The sequence below is a fragment of the Hyphomonas sp. genome (assembly GCF_018402285.1).
Taxonomy (GTDB): Bacteria; Pseudomonadota; Alphaproteobacteria; order Caulobacterales; family Hyphomonadaceae; genus Hyphomonas.
On sequence record NZ_JAGYJH010000003.1, the window covers coordinates 1,282,041 to 1,300,776 of the forward strand.

The 18,736-nt window shown below is 62.6% G+C and carries 19 protein-coding genes and 1 tRNA gene; 6 read left to right on the forward strand and 14 right to left on the reverse strand.

What is annotated here, in order from left to right; all coding sequences use genetic code 11:
* Window positions 1-133: 133 nt before the first annotated feature.
* Window positions 134-1,924 carry a long-chain-acyl-CoA synthetase gene (locus KG722_RS08845; protein WP_213271362.1) on the forward strand — a complete coding sequence of 597 codons (1,791 nt, stop codon included), beginning with the start codon at window positions 134-136 and terminating at the stop codon, window positions 1,922-1,924.
* Between the two features lie 4 nt (window positions 1,925-1,928).
* Here KG722_RS08845 and KG722_RS08850 read toward each other — a convergent pair whose 3' ends face one another.
* From KG722_RS08850 to KG722_RS08870, 5 genes are all read right to left on the reverse strand, one after another.
* Window positions 1,929-3,398, reverse strand: coding sequence for a RimK family protein (locus KG722_RS08850; protein ID WP_213271363.1), 1,470 nt, complete (start codon window positions 3,396-3,398; stop codon window positions 1,929-1,931).
* Complete coding sequence (locus tag KG722_RS08855; RefSeq protein WP_213271364.1) at window positions 3,395-3,856, reverse strand: N-acetyltransferase; 462 nt, start codon at window positions 3,854-3,856, stop codon at window positions 3,395-3,397. Before KG722_RS08855 ends, KG722_RS08850 begins: the two co-directional genes overlap by 4 nt.
* Window positions 3,853-4,968: a glutamate 5-kinase gene (gene proB / locus KG722_RS08860; RefSeq protein WP_213271365.1), complete on the reverse strand. Its 1,116-nt coding sequence runs from the start codon at window positions 4,966-4,968 to the stop codon at window positions 3,853-3,855. Before proB ends, KG722_RS08855 begins: the two co-directional genes overlap by 4 nt.
* Before the next feature lie 123 nt (window positions 4,969-5,091).
* A complete protein-coding gene (locus KG722_RS08865) occupies window positions 5,092-5,247 on the reverse strand; it encodes a hypothetical protein (protein ID WP_213271366.1) in 156 nt (51 codons plus the stop codon).
* A 120-nt stretch (window positions 5,248-5,367) separates the two neighbouring features.
* Entirely contained in the window at window positions 5,368-5,520 is a 153-nt protein-coding gene (locus KG722_RS08870) for a hypothetical protein (protein ID WP_213271367.1), read from the reverse strand.
* A 111-nt stretch (window positions 5,521-5,631) separates the two neighbouring features.
* On the opposite strand from KG722_RS08870, the gene KG722_RS08875 reads away from it, so the two are divergent.
* The gene (locus tag KG722_RS08875; RefSeq protein ID WP_300998331.1) at window positions 5,632-6,246 is read left to right on the forward strand and encodes a glutathione S-transferase family protein; all 615 of its coding nucleotides are present in this window, start codon (window positions 5,632-5,634) and stop codon (window positions 6,244-6,246) included.
* 323 nt (window positions 6,247-6,569) lie between these two features.
* Here the strand turns inward: KG722_RS08875 and obgE are convergent, their stop codons facing one another.
* From obgE to KG722_RS08915, 8 genes are all read right to left on the reverse strand, one after another.
* Window positions 6,570-7,640: a GTPase ObgE gene (gene obgE, locus KG722_RS08880; RefSeq protein ID WP_213271368.1), complete on the reverse strand. Its 1,071-nt coding sequence runs from the start codon at window positions 7,638-7,640 to the stop codon at window positions 6,570-6,572.
* Window positions 7,641-7,764: 124 nt separating this feature from the next.
* Window positions 7,765-8,292 (reverse strand): GNAT family N-acetyltransferase, encoded by a 528-nt coding sequence (locus tag KG722_RS08885; protein ID WP_213271369.1) that lies wholly within the window; start codon window positions 8,290-8,292, stop codon window positions 7,765-7,767.
* Between the two features lie 141 nt (window positions 8,293-8,433).
* Window positions 8,434-8,703 carry a 50S ribosomal protein L27 gene (gene rpmA, locus KG722_RS08890; protein ID WP_213271370.1) on the reverse strand — a complete coding sequence of 90 codons (270 nt, stop codon included), beginning with the start codon at window positions 8,701-8,703 and terminating at the stop codon, window positions 8,434-8,436.
* A gap of 36 nt (window positions 8,704-8,739) precedes the next feature.
* Complete coding sequence (locus tag KG722_RS08895; RefSeq protein ID WP_213271371.1) at window positions 8,740-9,339, reverse strand: 50S ribosomal protein L21; 600 nt, start codon at window positions 9,337-9,339, stop codon at window positions 8,740-8,742.
* 279 nt (window positions 9,340-9,618) lie between these two features.
* Window positions 9,619-10,026 (reverse strand): hypothetical protein, encoded by a 408-nt coding sequence (locus KG722_RS08900; protein ID WP_213271372.1) that lies wholly within the window; start codon window positions 10,024-10,026, stop codon window positions 9,619-9,621.
* Window positions 10,027-10,389: 363 nt separating this feature from the next.
* A complete protein-coding gene (locus KG722_RS08905; protein ID WP_213271373.1) occupies window positions 10,390-11,337 on the reverse strand; it encodes a CFI-box-CTERM domain-containing protein in 948 nt (315 codons plus the stop codon).
* Between the two features lie 170 nt (window positions 11,338-11,507).
* On the reverse strand, window positions 11,508-11,771 hold the full coding sequence (locus tag KG722_RS08910) for a DksA/TraR family C4-type zinc finger protein (protein WP_213271374.1): 264 nt from the start codon (window positions 11,769-11,771) through the stop codon (window positions 11,508-11,510).
* A gap of 103 nt (window positions 11,772-11,874) precedes the next feature.
* Window positions 11,875-11,964 (reverse strand) — tRNA-Ser (locus KG722_RS08915).
* Between the two features lie 249 nt (window positions 11,965-12,213).
* On the opposite strand from KG722_RS08915, the gene KG722_RS08920 reads away from it, so the two are divergent.
* Window positions 12,214-13,437, forward strand: a complete 1,224-nt coding sequence (locus KG722_RS08920) for a GGDEF domain-containing protein (protein ID WP_213271375.1) — start codon at window positions 12,214-12,216, stop codon at window positions 13,435-13,437.
* A gap of 55 nt (window positions 13,438-13,492) precedes the next feature.
* Here the strand turns inward: KG722_RS08920 and KG722_RS08925 are convergent, their stop codons facing one another.
* Window positions 13,493-15,190 (reverse strand): class I adenylate-forming enzyme family protein, encoded by a 1,698-nt coding sequence (locus KG722_RS08925; RefSeq protein ID WP_213271376.1) that lies wholly within the window; start codon window positions 15,188-15,190, stop codon window positions 13,493-13,495.
* A gap of 192 nt (window positions 15,191-15,382) precedes the next feature.
* Between KG722_RS08925 and KG722_RS08930 the strand changes: the two genes are divergently transcribed.
* The 3 genes from KG722_RS08930 (at window position 15,383) to KG722_RS08940 (ending at window position 18,728) form a co-directional block, all read left to right on the forward strand.
* The gene (locus KG722_RS08930) at window positions 15,383-16,189 is read left to right on the forward strand and encodes an enoyl-CoA hydratase/isomerase family protein (protein WP_213271377.1); all 807 of its coding nucleotides are present in this window, start codon (window positions 15,383-15,385) and stop codon (window positions 16,187-16,189) included.
* Window positions 16,190-16,328: 139 nt separating this feature from the next.
* Entirely contained in the window at window positions 16,329-17,453 is a 1,125-nt protein-coding gene (locus KG722_RS08935; protein WP_213271378.1) for an acyl-CoA dehydrogenase family protein, read from the forward strand.
* Between the two features lie 15 nt (window positions 17,454-17,468).
* The gene (locus tag KG722_RS08940; protein WP_213271379.1) at window positions 17,469-18,728 is read left to right on the forward strand and encodes an acyl-CoA dehydrogenase; all 1,260 of its coding nucleotides are present in this window, start codon (window positions 17,469-17,471) and stop codon (window positions 18,726-18,728) included.
* Window positions 18,729-18,736 lie beyond the last annotated feature (8 nt).

Consider the following 18,736-nt stretch of genomic DNA (forward strand, 5'->3'; position numbering starts at 1 on the left):
GAACGCAAACCTGCCGAAAATTCCCTGTTATGGTTAGCAAAATCTTTGACAATCCCTGCAATACTCCCATCTGGTAATCTCAATAAAATCCCGAAAACCTGATTTCGACCCTCTGCGTTGGGAGGCGCCGCACATGAACCTTTTTGCCAAACTGGCCCGCGAATACCGGCTGTTCCAGGACATCCTGCTCGTCAAGAAATGGACGGGGGACATTTCTCCGGATTCTGACCATCTCGTGGCGGATGATTACGAGCAGGCGGTGGACAAGTTCTCCGCCAATATCGCATTCCGCTTCGAGGGCAACTCCACGACCTATGCGGAGTTTGATGCGCAGGCGAGCCGGTTTGCCAACTGGGCGCTGGGGCAGGGGCTGAAGGCGGGGGATTGCATTGCCCTCTTCATGGAAAACCGGCCCGACTATGTGGCGGCCTGGGCGGGCTTTGCGAAGATCGGGGTCGTGACGGCGCTGATCAACCACAACCTCGAAGGCGAGGCGCTGGCCCATTGCGTGAATATTTCCGAAGCCAAGCTGATCGTGACAGGCGCCGACCAGGACGGGGCCGTGCGTGGCGCGGCGGGCCTCTTCAAGGACGCGCCGACAGTCTGGTCGCTGGGCGGCGCCGTGGGTGAAGACCTTGGCGCGGCGCTGGCTGCGGCCTCACCGCAGCGGCCTGACCGGTCGCATCGCGCGGGCCTTCTGGGCAAGGATCTCTGCCTTTATGTTTATACCTCCGGTACGACCGGTCTGCCCAAGGCGGCGCGCCTGACGCAGGCCCGCACCCAGGGCATGATGAAGAGCTTCATTCCGCCCTGCCGTATCACGCAGGAAGACCGGGTTTACATCACCCTGCCGCTCTATCATGGCACAGGCGGGCTTTGCGGCGTTGGCCAGGCACTGATGACAGGCGCAACGATCATCCTGAGGCGGAAGTTTTCTGCCAGCGCCTTCTGGGACGACGCGACGGACGAGGGCGCGACGGCCATCGTCTATATCGGGGAGCTTTGCCGCTACCTCGTGAACTCGCCGCCCCATCCGAAGGAGCGCGCACACAAGATCCGCACCGGCTTTGGCAATGGCTTGCGTCCGGAAGTCTGGAACGAGTTCATGGAGCGGTTCAATATTCCGCACCTTGCCGAGTTCTATGGCTCGACCGAGGGCAATGTCAGCTTCATCAATTTTGACGGCAAGCCCGGCGCCATCGGGCGTGTACCCGGCTGGCTGAAGAGCCAGTTTGCACATGTTGGCTTCGTCAAGTTCGACATTGAGACAGAACAGCCTGTCCGCGGGCCGGATGGCTTTTGTATTCCCGCTGCGCTCGACGAGCCCGGCGAGGCGATTGGGAAGATCGGCGAAGATGTGCGCCAGCGCTTTGAAGGCTATAATGACCAGAAAGCAACCGAGAAGAAGCTCCTGCGCGACGTGTTCGAGAAGGGCGATCTCTGGTTCCGCACCGGCGACCTCCTGAAGAAGGACAAGGCCGGATACATCTATTTTATAGACCGGATCGGCGACACCTTCCGCTGGAAGGGCGAGAATGTCTCGACCAACGAAGTGGGCGAAGCCCTCTCCAGGATCGAAGGTATCGCCACGGCCAACGTCTATGGCGTGCCTGTTCCGGGAACGGACGGGAAAGCCGGCATGGCGGCCGTGACGCTTGACGGGGAAGTTGACATGCCCGGCGTTTACAGGCGTCTGGCAGCGCTTCTGCCGTCCTATGCCGTGCCGATCTTCATCCGGGTACAGCCGGAAGCCGAAACGACGGGCACCTTCAAATACCGCAAGGTGGAGCTGGTGGCCGAAGGCTTTGATCCGGCCAAGGTCGAAGGCGACGCGCTTTGGATGTATGATCCTGCTGAGGCCGGCTACGCTCCGGTGACGGCGGATCGGTATGCGAGGCTGCTGGCGGGCGGGTTCAAATTTTAGGGGGTCAGCCCGCGCGGCCCATACGGCGTTCGAGGCGGGTGGAGAACCAGGAGATGATGCGTCTCCAGATTTCGTCTTTCAGGACGGCGCCTTCGACATCGTGATCGATCGACGGGTTGTCATTGATTTCGATGATGATGACGCCCTGTTCGGTTTCCTTCAGGTCGACGCCGTAGAGCCCGTCGCCGATCAGGCTGGCGGCGCGGACGGCGACATTGACGACTTCGGGCGGCGCGTCTTCGACCGGCATGGTGGTGAAGCCCCCTTCGGTGGATTTGCCGCCTTCGCCATATTTGACCGTCTGCCAGTGGCCGCGGGCCATGCGGTATTGGCAGGCGTAAAGCGGTTCGCCGTTGAGGACGCCGATACGCCAGTCGAATTTCGTGGGTCGGAATTCCTGAGCGATGATGAGGGCGGTGTCCTCGAACATCTTCTTGGCGCCGGATTTGAGCTCGTCGAGGGACTGGGCCTTGACCATGTTGGTGCCGAAGCTGCCATCGGGGGTCTTGAGGATCACCGGGCTGCCCAGGCGTTCAAACAGGCCGCCAAGGTCTGTCTTCTCGTCAACAATTTCCGTACGCGGAATGGGTAGCCCGGCCTTCTCCAGGATTTCTTTGAGATAGACCTTGTTGGTGCAGCGGATCATCGAATGGGTGTCGTCGATGACGGGCATGCCTTCCTGCTCGGCGCGGCGGGCGAAACGGTAGGTGAAATTGTCGATCGAGGTGGTGGCGCGGATGAAGAGGGCGTCGAATTCGGCGAGCGATGGCAGGTCGGTCGGGTCGATCAACTCGACCTCGACGCCCATCTTTTCGGCGACGTCCGCGAGGCGTTTAAGGGAGGCGGGCTTCGATGGCGCGGTTTTTTCGTGCGGATCGACCAGCACGGCGAGGGCCCATTTGGCGGGCGTGCGGGTCTTCTCGTTTTTGACGCGGCCCTTGGTGTAGGCCTCCATCGAGTCGAGGAAGAACTGGCGGCGCTGGTCTTTCAGCTTGTGGGGCGGGACGGCGCGGATGCGGCCCATGCCGTGGGGAGCTTCCTCGTCGAATTCGATTTCGAGGGCGGGTGTGCGGAACCAGTCCATGGCTTCGCGGGCGAGGCGCTCATATGCGGGGATCTCGGTGCGCGAGAAAGCGACGAACAGGGTCTCGACCTTTGGCGCGCCTTTGGCGAGGGCATCCTGCAGGGTTTCACCAAGGTCTGGCAGGGCATGGTTGTAGAGCGTCTTCTTGGAGAGCTCGACCATGGTCTGGACGCTGGGGCTGATCCGGTGGCCGCGCGCTTCGGCCAGGAGGGAAGCGTAATAGCCTTCCGACTGATAGGAATAGGAGCGGGCAAGATTGAGAATGTAGGGCCGACGGCCGGTGAACAGCGCAGGCTTTGAAATATAGTCTGAAATACGCAGAACCTTGTGCGGCGTCTCGGCTTGAGAGATGTCGCTTGCCGATTCAACAAGCACGACCCAATCAGTCATGGGGCTCCATTAGAGGGCGCATCGAGAGACTTCTCCATCCGCAGCGCCGCTTCTCCGTCCGGATAGTAGGACTCAAGGGTGGCAATTACGCGATAACCGCCCGCCTCGTAAAGCCGGATGGCTGAACTATTTGTTGAGCGCACCTCAAGGCGAACGGCGCGGGCGTGGCGGCCTGCTGCATCTGCTTCACAGGCGGCCATCAGGGTGCGGGCGAGGCCCTGGCCGCGTGCCTCAGGCGCGACGGTGATCGAGTAGAGGCGGGCGAGGGCCGCGCCCTTGCGGTAGAGCATCACGGCGGCGGCGAGGAGGCCGCCCTTTGGGGGTTCGCAGACGAGGACGCTGGCATGGCCGGTGAGGAGGCGGCGCCAGGTGCGCCGGTCGAACCGGTCTTCAGCCGGGAAGCTCGCTTCGAGGGCCACCAGCGCGTCGATGTCGGCGGCGGTGGCGGGCCGGATCAAAGGCGCACCATGTCGTCGCGGTGGATGATGGCGGGACGGCCCTTGTAGCCCAGGAGGGCTTCGGCTTCTTCGGTGCGGCGCCCGGCGATGCGTCGGATGTCTTCAGCGCCGTAAGCGGTGACGCCTTTGGCCAGGAGGCGGCCATCGGGGGCGCGCACGGCGACGGCGGCGCCGCGCTCGAACTGGCCCGTGACGCCGCGGACGCCGACGGCCAGGAGGCTTGCACCTTTTTCCAGTGCGGCAGCGGCGCCGTCATCAACGAGCAGTTCGCCTTCGGGCTTGAGATGGCCTTCGAGCCAGGAGGCGCGGGCCTTGGCCGGGGTGATGCGCGAGGCGATGAGGGTGGCGCGTTCGCCGGCCTCAATGGCGCCGAGAGGATGGGGGCGGTTGCCGAGCGTGATGAGGGTGGAGCAGCCCGCCGCATGGGCGATGCGGGCGGCGGCAAGCTTGGTAGCCATGCCGCCGGAGCCGACACCGGCGGCAGCGTTGGCGCCGGTGGCCATGGCGTCATGCTCAGGTGTCAGCGCTTCGAGGAAGGGGATGTGGGTGGCCCCCGGGTTTGTGCGGGGGTCGGCGGTGTAGAGGCCGTCGATATCGGAGAGAAGGATGAGGACATCGGCCGCCATCATCTGGGCGACCCGTGCGGCGAGGCGGTCATTGTCCCCGTAGCGGATTTCTTCTGTGGCGACGGTGTCGTTCTCGTTGATGACGGGGACGACGCCAGCTTCCAAAAGGGTTTCGAGCGTGGCGCGCGCGTTCAGCCATCTGCGGCGGTTTTCGGTGTCGCCGGGGGTGAGGAGGGCCTGGCCGCAGGCGATGGAATGAGGCGCGAGGGCATCTCCCAGCGCGGCCATGAGGCGGGGCTGGCCAATGGCGGCGGCAGCCTGTTTCTGCTCAAGGCGGCCTTGATAGGGCGCGCCGAGGGCGGCCTTGCCGAGGGCGACAGCGCCGGAGGACACCAGGATGACTTCTTTTCCACGGCCACGCAGGGCGGCGATGTCGCCAGCCAATGCGGCCAGCCAGTCGCGGCGCGGGGCGCCGGCTTCCGCGATCAGGGCAGAGCCGGTTTTCACGACGATGCGCTTGGCGCGGGCGAGTGTGTCTTCGGTCATCGCTGACGGCGATACACGGCCAGACAGGCAAAGGCGAGGGGCTATCCAGAAGCAAAATGGCCTCCGGACGGGTCATCCGGAGGCCACTTTCGGTCAAGTCCTGCCACGATCAGCCATAGGCCGTCAGGCGGCGGTAAACATGGAAACTGCGATGAAGCCAATTACTGTGAGGGCCAGCGAACCGGCGAGAATGCGCCAGAGGCCCACATGGCGGGCCTGGGTGACTTCCCGGGTGCTCATGTTCTGGCGATGTTCGGCCTGATTTGTTTCAGTCTGCACGTGTCTGCTCCTTCTTTTTTAAGGTGCGTCCTTGCCCGAACAACGCGTTTTGCAACGGATCGTTCCATTTTGCGCGCAGGGATATGTGCAGCAAGCCAGACTGAACCGAGCGGGGGTCGCCTACTGCGCCGTGATACCTGCGATGACGGCGAAGCCGATGACGACAATGACGAGCGAAGCGGCGAGCATTTTCCAGAGGCCGACCCGGCTGGCGCCCGAAATGCGTTCGGTTTGCCTCGACTCGGCGGTTTCCTTGATTTCGTTTCGCGTCATGGTGTGCTCCCTTCAGTGAAGTGACCAACCCGCAAAGTATAGCACACCCTTCCCTGGCGGCCTAATGCGGTGTGAACCGGGTCAACGCGCAGAACACAAACAGGAGCGAAAATGAAACTCTACAACACGCCGATGCCGGCGCCAAATCCGCGCCGGGTGCGTATGTTCCTGGCCGAGAAGGGGGTGTCGATCCCTCTGGTGGACGTTGCGCTGGTCAAGGGCGAGCACAAGAGCGCCGACCATGTGGCGCGCAACTCGCTTGGCCAGACGCCGGTGCTGGAGTTGGACGATGGCACCTGCATCAGCGAGACGGTGGCGATCTGCCGGTATCTGGAAAGCGTCTATCCTGAGCCAAACCTCTTTGGAAAAGACGGGCTGGAGACAGCGCTGATCGACATGTGGGTGCGCCGGGTGGAGTTCCAGCTGATGAGCCCGGCGGGCAATTTCTGGCGCCATGCCCATCCGTTCACCGCCAAGATGGTGGTTCCTCAGTATCAGGAGTTTGGCGCGTCAAACCGGGGCCATTACGAGCGGGCGCTGATGTGGCTCGACGGGGAACTGGCCGGGCGCGACTTCATTGCGGGGGAGCGGATTACGATTGCCGATATCTGCGCGCTGTCGACGGTGGACTTTGCCAGCTGGATCGGCCTGCCGGTGCCGGAGAGGGCTGGGAATGTGACAGCGTGGCATGGACGCGTGAGCGGGCGGGAGAGCGCGGGGGCGTAACCCCTCTTCCACGCGGTCTTTCCCGATCTGGACTGGTAGGGCAGGCGCCGGTTCAGCGGGAGGCGAAAGCTGAGCCGGTCTTCAACCTGCGTTGCCAAGAAGCTTCTGTAGAAGCATATGCCGTATGCATTGGTGGATTTGAGGTGCCAGTCGATGCGCCCGCACCCCAGCGCTCTTGCCTTTGCTCATGCGTCAATGTCTGCGCCAGGATTGCAGCAGGCATGAAGCTTACACAGAAGTTCCACCATCGACGTATGGTGCTGAGGACTGAAGAATGAGACGGGCATGTAGCGCTTATGATAGCCTGATGATCCGATCCGTGTTCAGACCGGGCTCCAGGGTTGGTCTGTATCAGGATCTTCGTCGTCTCGGCTGGAGGCTTTGGCGAGGGGGATGTCTTCGTCCTTGAAGCCGAGATGGCCGGCGATGGCGTAGAGGGCGTCTTTCACGCCGGCGCCGGTGACGCCGGAGATCAGCAGGGGCTTGCCCTTGTAGGCCTTTTTCAGCTGTTTCATCTGTTCCTTGACGAGCTCGGGCGTCAGAGCGTCGATTTTGTTGAGGGCGACGATTTCCGGGCGCTCGGCGAGCTCGGGGTCGTAGGCTTCCAGCTCCGAGCGGATCGTGCGGTAGGCGCCGGCGGGGTCGTCCTGGGTGATGTCGATCAGGTGGAGGAGGACCTTGCAGCGCTCGACATGGCCGAGGAAGCGGTGGCCGAGGCCTGCGCCTTCGGCCGCGCCCTCGATGAGGCCGGGAATATCCGCGAGGACAAAGCGGGTTGAGGTGCCCAGATCCACCACGCCGAGGCCGGGATGGAGTGTGGTGAACGGATAATCGGCAATCTTCGGATTGGCCGCCGTGGCGACCGAGAGGAAGGTGGATTTGCCCGCATTCGGCAGGCCGACGAGGCCGGCGTCCGCGATCAGCTTGAGGCGCAGCCAGAGCCAGCGCTCCTCACCCTCTTCGCCCGGATTGGAGCGGCGGGGGGACTGGTTGGTGGAGGATTTGAAGCGCAGGTTTCCCCAGCCGCCATTGCCGCCGGCGGCAAGCAGGACGCGCTGGCCGACCTCTGTGAGGTCTGCGATCATGGTTTCCTGGTCTTCTTCATAGACCTGCGTGCCGACGGGCACTTTCAGGACCGCGTCGTCGCCGCGTGCGCCGGTGCGCTGCTTGCCCATGCCATGGCCGCCGCGGGCGGCCTTGAAATGCTGCTGGTAGCGGAAGTCGATCAGCGTGTTGAGGCCTTCGACGGCCTCAATCCAGACGTCACCCCCGCGCCCGCCATCGCCGCCATCGGGGCCGCCATATTCGATGAACTTCTCGCGCCGGAACGACACGCAGCCTGCGCCGCCGCCGCCGGAGCGAATATATACCTTGGCCTGATCGAGGAACTTCATGGGGTGGTCTTGCCGTAGAATGGGGATTTGGGGAAGGGGCGGGGGTGTGCGGGGTTGGAGGCGGGGGGCGGGCGCCCGCTCATCCCCAACCCCTTCTCCCCGGGAGGAGAAGGCGCTTCAGGGGTCAGGCGATCCTCGCCATCATGATGTGGTCGGAGGGCTCGCCCCGGCCCTTGGAGAACATGGGGCCGCGCCCGCAGGGAAGGAAGCCGAGCTTGCGCAGGACCTTGCCGGAGGCCGGGTTGTCGGCGAAGTAGCCTGCGACGAGGGCGGCCGACGCACGGGTGTCTTCGAGCCAGCGGATGATGCCATTGCCCGCCTCGGTGCAGTAGCCCTTGCCCCAGGCCGGCGGCATCAGCCAGTAACCGATCTCGAAGGGGTCTGCAGGGGAGCCGCGGGTGGCGGAAATGATGCCGCTCGGTGCGCCGGATTTGGGCGCGATGACGAAGTAATGGCCGGTGTTCTCCTCCCGCTGGCGCGCCTGCGTGGCGATCCAGGCAAGGGTCTGGGCCTTGGTCTGGCCGGGAGGGATGCTGGCGAGCATGCGATAGACGCGGGGGTCGTTGACCGCCTCGGTGAAGGGGCCGGCATCCGCGGGCACGAGGCGCCGCAGGGCGAGCCGCTGTGTTTCTATCTCGATCGCTTCCGTCATGGCCGCCTCCTGTGTGCGGGGCCTGGCGGGGGAGGGCAAATTAAAAGGGGGAGACAGTGGCCTGCCTCCCCCCGGAAACTGGTCGTCCTGAACGCGACCCGGCCACCACTCTGACGTGCGGCCGGATGCTCCCCAGGCCGCTTACTCGGCTGCGTCCGCCATCTGTACAACGTTCACGTAAACGCGGCCGCCGGACTTGTGAGCGTACTCAACCTTGCCGCCTTTAAGCGCGAAAAGGGTGTGGTCCTTGCCCATGCCAACGCCTTTGCCCGGCCATTTCTGGGTGCCGCGCTGGCGCACGATGATCATGCCCGGAACGACGACTTCGCCGCCGTATTTCTTTACGCCGAGATATTTAGGGTTCGAATCGCGACCGTTGCGGGACGAACCACCTGATTTCTTATGAGCCATGGTCTGCTCCTGATCCTTTAGCGGAAGGCTTTCGCCTTATGCTTCCTTAGCGAGTTCTGCGGCCTGCTCAACCCAGCCGTCCTTGGCGAAACGGCCAGCGAGGCTGAGTTCTTCTTCGAGCCTTGCGATGTCGTCAGCGGAGAGCGCAGCGATCTGAGCGAAGGTGGTGATGCCGGCGGCATTCATCTTCTTCTCGAGGGCCGGGCCAATGCCGGTGATTTTCTTGAGGTTGTCACCGCCAGCAGCTGCTTCTTCTTTGGGCGCAGCGTCAGCCTTGGGAGCCTCTTCCTTCTTTGCAGCGGCTTTCTTGGCCGGAGCCTTGCCGTCGGTGTTGATGGACGTGATCGTCACTTCCATCAGGTCCTGACGGTGGCCGATGGTGCGGCGGTAGGTCTGGCGCTGGCGCTTCTTGCGGGTGATCAGCTTGGGGCCGCGCACTTCAGCGGCGACTTCGCCGGTAACCGTAGCGCCCGCAACCGTGGGCGCGCCCACCGTTACACCGGCGCCTGCGCCAACCATGAGAACGGCGTCAAAAGTGACCGTCTCGCCGGCAGCAGCGGCCAGACGCTCGATGACGATGGTATCGCCTTCGGCAACCTTATACTGCTTGCCACCTGTTTTAATGACCGCGAACATGGGGCCAATTCCTTCCGGGATGGAACTCGTGAAAATGTGTGAGGGCGCCGCACCTGAAAGGCGCCGCGCCCGAAGGTCGGGGGTAAACACCAAAGCGAACCGGCTGTCAAACCCCAACTTCACGCCGATTGCCGGAAAATCCGGGGTATCAGCACGATGTTAGGCTTACGGCCGGAATTGGCCGGTTGGAGCAGGGGTATGGGCCCCGGCCACTGGCCGATTGAGCGCCCTGGGCCGGGCCCTGCCGCGCGCGCTGCGACCGGCTGACAGGAACGCGGGTCAGTCCGCCGATGGCTCCCGCTTCCAGATCCAGATCAGGAGGAGGAGGCCGGTGATGATGCCGATGGCGAAGCCGGAGAGCATCCAGGGATGGAGGTACCAGCGCTCGCCCCAAGTGAACTCACCGCTCATGATGTTGGCCCAGCCCCTGAAATGCTGGGTCGAGGCGACCGCCAGGCCGAACACGGCGAGGACGGCGGAAAGGTAGCGCACCAGCCAGTGCGCGGGATTTGGCAGCATGAGCAATAAACCCAGAAGGCCGATGACTGTGCGCTGGGTCCGGCAGAAGGGGCATTCATAGACGAGGCCAGCCAGGTCGACCGCCCATGTGATGATGGCGATGGCAATCGCCACACTGCCGACGATCCTGCGATGGCGCAGCAGCAATTCCGGAAACCTGTCGAACATGATCTGACCCCTCCCGATTCCATCGGAACCTGAGCACGCCGCAGGTGCGCCCGCAAGCCCGCCGGCGCCCTGCAGCCCATTGTGAGGCTCTACAGATTTGCAGAAGCGAGCGAGATTTTTCGGGAAGAAAGTCTGGCGGAGGGGGAGTCCGGCGAATCTAAAGTCAGGTGGTCATAACTATCTGTAAAATATATACTTTTAATCTTATTGTATATCGAGTTGCCTTTATGAGAGAGGTCGCATGTATTGCCGCGCCTGTGCTCCAAACTGATGGCATACCGGAAGAAGCTGAGCAGGGAAGAGCTATCTGCGAGCAGGGGAGTTAAGAAGCCTTGCTTCGCGAGCCTCGCAGCAACCGTGTCTCTACCCAGCCAGATCCGAAGTTTCAGATGCACGCGCAAGACGCATCATCCCTCGGGAATAGATGGAGCGCGCCAGCCTGTTCGCACCGAGCGAGACGGCAATGGCACTCGGGAGCACAAAACGCCAATACTCCCGCACAGCTTCACTCGGATCAGCGCGCAAGCGCTGCGCTATCGCAGGGGCCTCGCGGTAATAGCGGTCAATGTCGGCCTTTCCTCCCGGCTGGCGGCTCAGCCATGCATCGCGAAACCGACGCAAGGTCCTAAGCTCCCAGCAATCATCTGTGAGGCCAATCACATCACATGCCGCTGTGGTGAGGAAACAGTCGCCCTCGATTGGCGTACAAAGCCCATCGTTGTAGGACTTTAAGACCAGATTTCTTTGGCTATCCGCAAAAGTTGTTATAGCAGTATAAGCTGTAGAACCATCATATTCTATTTTTACGATTTTGTTCGGATCTTCTAATCTCAAGCTCAAATTTCTAAAGGGCAAAGCAAAAGTATTATATTCGAAAAAAGTATCTGCGTAAAATTTCACTTCCCAATGATAATCCAAATTACGCTCTATAGGTACTAATTCTCCCGGTATCTCTTGATGATTGATTTCTAGTATAGCTCTGGTCTCGATAGAGGCCTTCAAATCTAACAAATAAGCCTCTCCTCCTACGAGATCGCTGCGTCGTTCATCCATGTAAAAAACCAATCTTGGACCGTTTTCATGGGTCGTCACATCTGCGTTGGATGGCGTGCTGTTCGTCGGCAGCAGGATTACTCGATGATAGTTTATGAGACCGAGTGATTCCTCAACAAGTTCAGTGATGGTCAACACGTTCTGCGAGAGCTGCCCTTGCTCTCGGCATATCGGCTTTTCTGGCTGGGCAAGGCCCGCAGATGGGATCAATCCAGCAACGGCAAGCAGCGCGGCAACACGTTTGGATAGTGCTCTCATTCTGGATATCTCCGATATTTGAGGATCGACTGCGCCGCACTAAACACACGATTTACGACTCAGCTAGGCGTCTCGCAACACTCCAACCAGACGCAGTTATGCCGGTCGGCCTGGGGCGCGGAAAAAACACCTCCAGGTTCGATTGCCCGAACGGCCGCTTTGACGCCCGATCAGCGCAGTTGGCTGTCCTTGCTGCCGCGCCGATTGATGGCGGAGAATCTCGGCTGCTTTTCGCGTACTGACTGACAGGCCACGCAGGTCCGCGCGCCGGCCAGCGCCTTACGGCGAGCCAGCGGGATCGTCTCGCCGCATTCCTCGCACTCTTCGAGCCCAATGCCCGATGGCATGCGTGCTCGCGCGGCCGCCAGCTCATCCCGGACGCTGTCCTCGATCTGATCCTGAACAGCGCCATCGCGCGCCCATCCACTTGCCATGTTCCGTTTTCCTGTGCCGGTTTTGTTTTGGCGAAAGGGATATAGAAAAGCGGCGGCTCAGTTTCATGGGACAAAGGCACTGCGCCACGCCGGGAAGGAAGTCTGGCGGAGAGGGAGGGATTCGAACCCTCGATACCCTTGCGAGTATATCGGTTTTCGAGACCGACGCGATCGACCACTCCGCCACCTCTCCGCGCCGGGGTCTTTCAAAGGGGGGTGAACTATCGCGGCCCGGGCAAAAGCGCAAGCGCCGGATTGGGGAATTCGCCCGCCCCGTCGGAGGATTTTGCAGCAGCCCCCAGAGCGTCGAGCCCTCCCAAATACTTTAGATAAAGCGGGCCTGCGGGATGGATCAGTGAAATTTGAGCGATTGGTTAAGGCTGACCTTAGCCGAGACTGAGGCATGAGGCAGGATGGACAACCAGGATTGCTTGCCCGGCTCATGAGCGCTGAATTCTTCATCATGTTGCTGAACCCCGGCATCGGGGCGCTGCTGTCGGCAGCCTTTCTTCTTTTGTGGCTGAGCCAGCGCGGCAAGACCTACATTCTCTATGCCAGCATCGGCTATGGCTTGAACGCGCTGGCCTTTTTCATTCAGGATGTCGTGTTCCAGTATTTCGCCGCGCCCCTGCCGGGCAGCGCCGAGCGGATCTTCACCAACCTGATCTTCCTGCTCTCCGGCTGGCTGCTCTCGGCGGCGGTGCTTGGCCGGTACGGGCTGAAGCCGTCCTACCGCTTCCTGGCGGCGGTCACGGTGGCGGGTGTGGGCGGGGTGAGCTGGTATCTTCTGGCCGATCCGAGCGTCATGGGGCGCGTCCTGGCGATGAACACGGCGCTCGGGGCGATCACGCTGATGATCGTGCTGAAGCTGCGCCCGGTGCGCAGGCGCCATCTGATCGACCGGCTCCTGTTCGGCATGGCGGTCATCTCGGCGGCCAACTATATTGTCCGCCCGGCCACGATCCTTGCCACTCAGGGAAGCTTTGGCCCGGCCGCAGAATTTCAGCACTCGCTCTACTGGACGACAGTGCAGTTCACCCAGCCGCTGATCTCCATTGGTCTGGCGCTCAACCTGATGGTTGCTATCGCCATCGACCTGATCGAGGAGCTGCGCCGCGAAGCGCGTACCGACAAGCTGTCGGGCCTGCTCAATCGCGGCGGATTTGAAGCTGCGGCCAATGCAACGCTCGGCCGCAAGGGTGTGGACGCAAATCTCCCTGTCTGCCTGATCATCGCCGATCTCGACCATTTCAAGCAAATCAACGACACGTTCGGCCATTCTGTGGGCGACGCTGTGATCGGCCTGTTCGGGCGGCACATCGCCGCCATGGCGAGTGAGGACATGGTGGCCGGGCGCATCGGCGGGGAAGAGTTCGCCGTGCTTCTGCCGGGGCACGAAGTCCAGGCCGCCCGCCTGTTTGCCGAGTCCCTGCGGGCCTGCCCTTGGGACTACTGGTCGGGCATGCTTCCCGACGCACTTTCTCCCGGTGTCAGCATCGGCGTTTCAGCCGCCCTGCCCGGCGCCAGTCTGCACGACCTTATGAACATGGCTGACGAAGCGCTCTATGACGCCAAGAATGACGGCCGCAACCAGGTGTGCCTGTATGGCAGCAAATCGGCAGCCGCCCCGACCGCGACGCTGCACCTGATCAAGGTTCCGCGCTGAGGGGAAATCCTCCTCCGGTTACGGAGGAGGATTGCAGGCGCGCTATGGAGCCGCTTCAGGCGTTTTGTGCCAGCGGGGCAAGGCGGTCGCGCAGGTCGCGCTTCAGGAATTTTCCGCTGGCATTGCGAGGCAGGGGTTCGTCCAGGAACCAGATGTAGCGGGGCACCTTGTGCTTGGCCATGATGGTGGCGCAATGGGCGCGCAGGTCTTCCGCGCTGAGCGCTTCGCCAGGCTTCACCAGGACGGCCACGCCGACTTCCTCGCCGAGGCGCTCGTCCGGCACGCCGAACACACAGCATTCGGCGACGGCATTGTTGCGGTAGATCGCCGATTCCACTTCGGCGCAGTAGACGTTCTCGCCGCCGCGCAGGACCATGTCCTTCTTGCGGTCGACAATGAAGATGAAGCCGTCCTGGTCGATGCGCGCGATGTCGCCGGTGTGCAGCCAGCCATCGGTGATCGAGGCGGCGGTTGCGTCGGGCCGGTTGATATAGCCCTTGATAACGGGGGAGCCTTTGACCCAGAGCTCGCCGACCTGGCCGGGGGGCACGGTGTTGCCGTCGTCGTCCACGCATTTGGCCTCAAAGCTCGGCATGGCAGGGCCGGCGCTGTCGGGCTTGTCGACGAAGAAATCTCCGGACACGGAGGTGATGATTCCGCACGTCTCGGTCATGCCATAGCCAGTTGAGGGGCGCGCGGTGGAGACCTGTTTCTCGATCTTGAGCACGAGGTCTGGCGGCACCTGCGCCCCGCCGCCAGCCAGCGCCAGAAGGCTGGAGGTGTCGGTCTTCTCAAAATCGGGATGATTGATCAGCTCACGGGCCATCACGGGCACGCCGCTCATGCTGGTGACGCGCTCCTTCTCGATGATACGCAGTGCTTCGCCTGCTTCCCAGCGAAACATCAGCACCATCTTGCCGCCTGCCGCCGTGGTGGCATAGGCGCCGCAGTTGTTGGCGGTGACGTGGAAGAGGGGCGTGGTGATGAGCGTGACCGGGATGGGCGGCTCGGCCGGCGGGGCAACGCCCGTCGCACGCTCGACGGCGAGGGCCGAGGAGGCCCCGGCAAACAGCATGTTGAAGAGGTTGGCAACACAGCCCCGATGGGTCAGCTGCGCGCCCTTGGGAAAGCCGGTGGTGCCGGAGGTGTAGAAGATGCAGGCGTCAGAATCAGGGTCGACGGTGACGTCCGGCATAGCGCCGCCATGGGCCGCGACGGTGGACCAGTCGACCATGCCAGCGGGCATATCCGGGATACGCACGCCGACGAGTTGCATGCCCGCGGCCATTTCCGGGCGTTCCTGAACGCGGGCGAGGCGCTCGCCGTCCAGGAAGAGGACTTTCGGGGCGGAGTCAGAGAGGCCATAGGCCATCTCCTCGGCGGTCCACCAGGCGTTCATGCCGACCACCGTGATGCCGACAGACAGGCAGGCCCAGTAGATAAGCATCCATTCGGGGAAGTTGCGCATGGCAATGGCCACCCGGTCGCCCGGCTTGACGCCCTGGGCGAGCAGCCAGTTGGCGGTGGAATTCACGATTTCATGGGCCTGGCCATAGCTGAGGCGCTCGTCATTGTAGACGAGGTAGGGTCGCTCGGCGAATTGCAGGGTCGACTGCCAGACTTCGCGCACGGTGGGCGGGGCGTTCTTGAAGATGCGCAGGCGGTTTCCCAGCACGTCCGCCTCGACAATCTCGAAGGCGCCGCCCGGTCCGGTCAGCTCATTACGTGCCTTCAGCAGCTCGGCATAGTGCATGGTTTCTCCCCAATCTTCTGTTTGATGATTTTGAGCGATCATACACACTCCGAAAACCGAAGGAACATTGACGCGACGGGAGGATATGAGCCTGGCGGGCTTACCCGGCGTTCGGGCTGGACGGGGATGCGCGGCGGGGCTTGGATCAGGGCTGACACAAGCCAAGGCCGGGCACAGCGGGAGGAAACACATATGGCAACGGATTATCAGGCGCTGCTCCTGGAGCAGGCGGGCGGCGTGCTGCGCATCACCATGAACCGGCCTGAGGCGCTCAATGCGCTCAACACCCAGATGGTGCGCGAGCTGCGGGAGGTGTTCCAGGCTCTGTATTATGACCGGTCGGTCCGGGTGGTGATGCTGGAAGGAGCGGGCCGTGCCTTCTGCGCGGGGCTTGATCTTAAGGAGTCCGCCGGGCGCCAGGAGGGCGGCAAGCGCCGAACGCCCGAGCAGGGACTGGATGGCCAGCGCTCGATTGCGGAAATCTATGTGGCCATGCGGCGCTGCCCGCAGCCCATCATTTCCATCGTGCAGGGCTCGGCGGCGGGCGGGGGCTTTGCGCTGGCGCTGGCGTCCGACATCCGGATACTGAGCGAGGACGCGCGGATGAACGCCGCCTTTATCCGCATCGGCCTGTCGGCCTGTGATATGGGTGTATCGTATTTCCTGCCGCGCATGATCGGCATGTCGCTGGCGAGCGAGTACATGCTGACCGGGCGGTTCATCACCGCAGAGCGCGCCATGCAGATCGGCCTGGCCAACCGGGTCGTGCCGCATACGGAGCTGCACAAGGAGGCTGATGCCTTTGCCGAAGACATGCTGCACGCCACGCCGCTGGGTCTGCGCCTGACCAAGGACGGGCTCAACCAGGCGATTGATGCCGGCGGGCTGGAAGCGGCCATGGCGATCGAGGATCGCAACCAGATACTCACCTCGACAGACCCCAACTTTGCCGAGGGGATTGCTGCCTTCTTCGAGAAGCGAAAGCCCAATTATTCGTAAGGCGCCTGTCTCTGCGGTACCTGTCTCTGCGGCATGGCTTGACCTGCCGCAGGGGCGCTCTGAAAGTCGCGACATAAAGACAATAGAGAGTGGGGCGTGGGCCGGCAGGGCGCGCGCCTGTTTGAAACTGGAGGCCTTCGTGAACCTGGATTTCTCGGACGAGCAGAAACAATTGCGCGAGCAGGTGCGCCGGTTTCTGAGTGAAAACTGCACATCGGAAACGGTCCGCGCCATTCTGGAAGGCCCGGAAAGCTATGACAAGAAGCTCTATCAGGGCCTTGCCGAACTCGGCGTGCTCGGCGCGGCGATCCCGGAAGAATATGGCGGGGTTGGCCTGACGCATCTGGAACTTTGCGTGGTGGCGGAGGAACTTGGCCGCGTTCTGGCCCCGGTGCCTTTGTCCTCATCGATTTATCTCACGGCTGAATTCCTGATGCTGGCGGGCTCGGAAAGGCAGAAGGAAACCTGGCTGCCGAAACTCGCCGCCGGGGAAGCCATCGGCGCGTTTGCCTTTGCCGAAGGGCAGGGGCGGATGGCACCCGCCAAGATCAAGGCGGCGGTTTCAGGCGGCAAGCTCACTGGCACGAAGTTGCCTGTGGCTGACGGCGATGTGGCTGATGTTCTGGTCGTGGCGGCAACCAACGAGAAGGGGCAGGTCTCGCTCTATCTCGTGGAAGCTGGCGCCAAGGGCGTTTCGCGCGCGGCGCTGGAGTCGATTGATCCCTCCCGCAGCCAGGCGCGCGTCACCTTTGACGGCGCCCCGGCAGAGCTACTGGGTACGGACGGCGATGGCTGGCACATTGCCACGCAGGTTCTGGATCGCGCAGCCGTGCTGATGGCGTTCGAGCAGGTTGGCGGGGCGGACCGATCGCTCGAGATTGCCCGGGATTATGCCCTCGAGCGCATGGCGTTCGGGCGGCCCATCGGGTCGTTCCAGGCGATCAAGCATATGCTGGCAGACATGTATGTCTCCGCCACGCTTGCCCGGTCCAACTGCTATTACGGCGCCTGGGCGCTGAACTCTGGCGCGGCGGAGTTTCCGGTCGCGGCGGCCACGGCCCGCGTCTCGGCGACCACCGCCTTCCAGCACTGTGCCAGGAACAACATTCAGGTGCATGGCGGCATGGGTTTCACCTGGGCGTTTGACTGCCATCTTTACTATCGCCGCTCCAATGCGCTGGCCGTTGCCCTGGGCTCGCTGTCGAGCTGGGAGAGTCAGCTGATCGAGCGCATGAGCGCAGGCAATGCCGAGCAGGCTGCGTAACGGGAGGAATGAAACATGGATTTCAAAGACACACCTGAAGAAGCCGCCTTCCGCGCCGAAGTCCGCGCCTGGATCGACGCCAACGCGCCGAGGCATCTGGAAGACGAACTGAAACGCGCAAGCTTCGGCTCGAACGGGATCGTCAGTGAAGATCCCATTGCGGCCGGAAAAGCCTGGCAGAAGAAAAAGGCCGAAGCCGGCTGGGCCTGCCTTCACTGGCCCAGGGAATACGGCGGCGGCGCCCGCACGCCGATCGAGCGCGTGATCTGGGGCCAGGAAGAAGGTCCGTATGGGGCCCTTACCGGCGTATTCACCATCGGCCATGGCATGTGCGGCCCGACCGTGATGTCTTGGGCCAGCGAAGAACACAAGCGCGCGCTGCTACCCCCGCTGGCCAGCGGCGAAACAGTCTGGTGCCAGCTCTTTTCAGAGCCCGCCAGCGGCTCTGACCTTGCCGGTCTGCGCACGCGCGCGGTGAAGGCAGATGACGGCTCGGGCGACTGGATCATCAACGGCCAGAAAATCTGGACCAGCGGCGCGCAGTATTCTGACTGGGGCCTCCTGATCACGCGCACCAACCCGGATGTACCCAAGCACAAGGGCCTCACCATGTTCTTCCTGGACATGAAGAGCCCCGGCGTTGAAGTGCGCCCGATCAAGCAGGCCAATGGCCAGTCGAGCTTCAACGAAGTCTATTTCACCGATGTCCGCATCCCGGATTCCCAGCGCCTCGGCGAGGTAGGGCAGGGCTGGGAAGTTTCGCTCACCACACTGATGAACGAGCGCCTCTCCATCGGGTCTGGCATGTCGACCGGCTTCCCCGAGCTTTTCCGCTTCTGCATGGAAGCGGAGATCGACGGCGAGCCTGCGGTTGCCGACTCTGGCGTGCGCTCCAAGCTTGCCCAGTTCGCGGTCAAGCAGAGCGGCCTGAAATACACCGGCATGCGCGCCATTTCAGCCCTCTCGAAGGGCGAAACGCCGGGACCTGAAAACTCCATCGGCAAGCTGGTAGCCGGCGCTGCAATGCAGGAACTTTCGATGTTTGCGCTCGACCTTCAGGGGGAGTCCGGGGTGCTTTGGAATGAGGAAAGCCCCCAGCAGGGCCGTTTCCAGGCCATGCTGATGCGCTCACCTGCCACCCGTATCGAGGGCGGCTCTGACGAGATCCTGCGCAACATCATCGGCGAGCGGGTGCTCGGCCTGCCGGGTGATATCCGCGTCGACAAGGATGTGGCGTTCAAGGACATCCCGACGAGCGGACGCAAGAAACACTGATGCGTAGA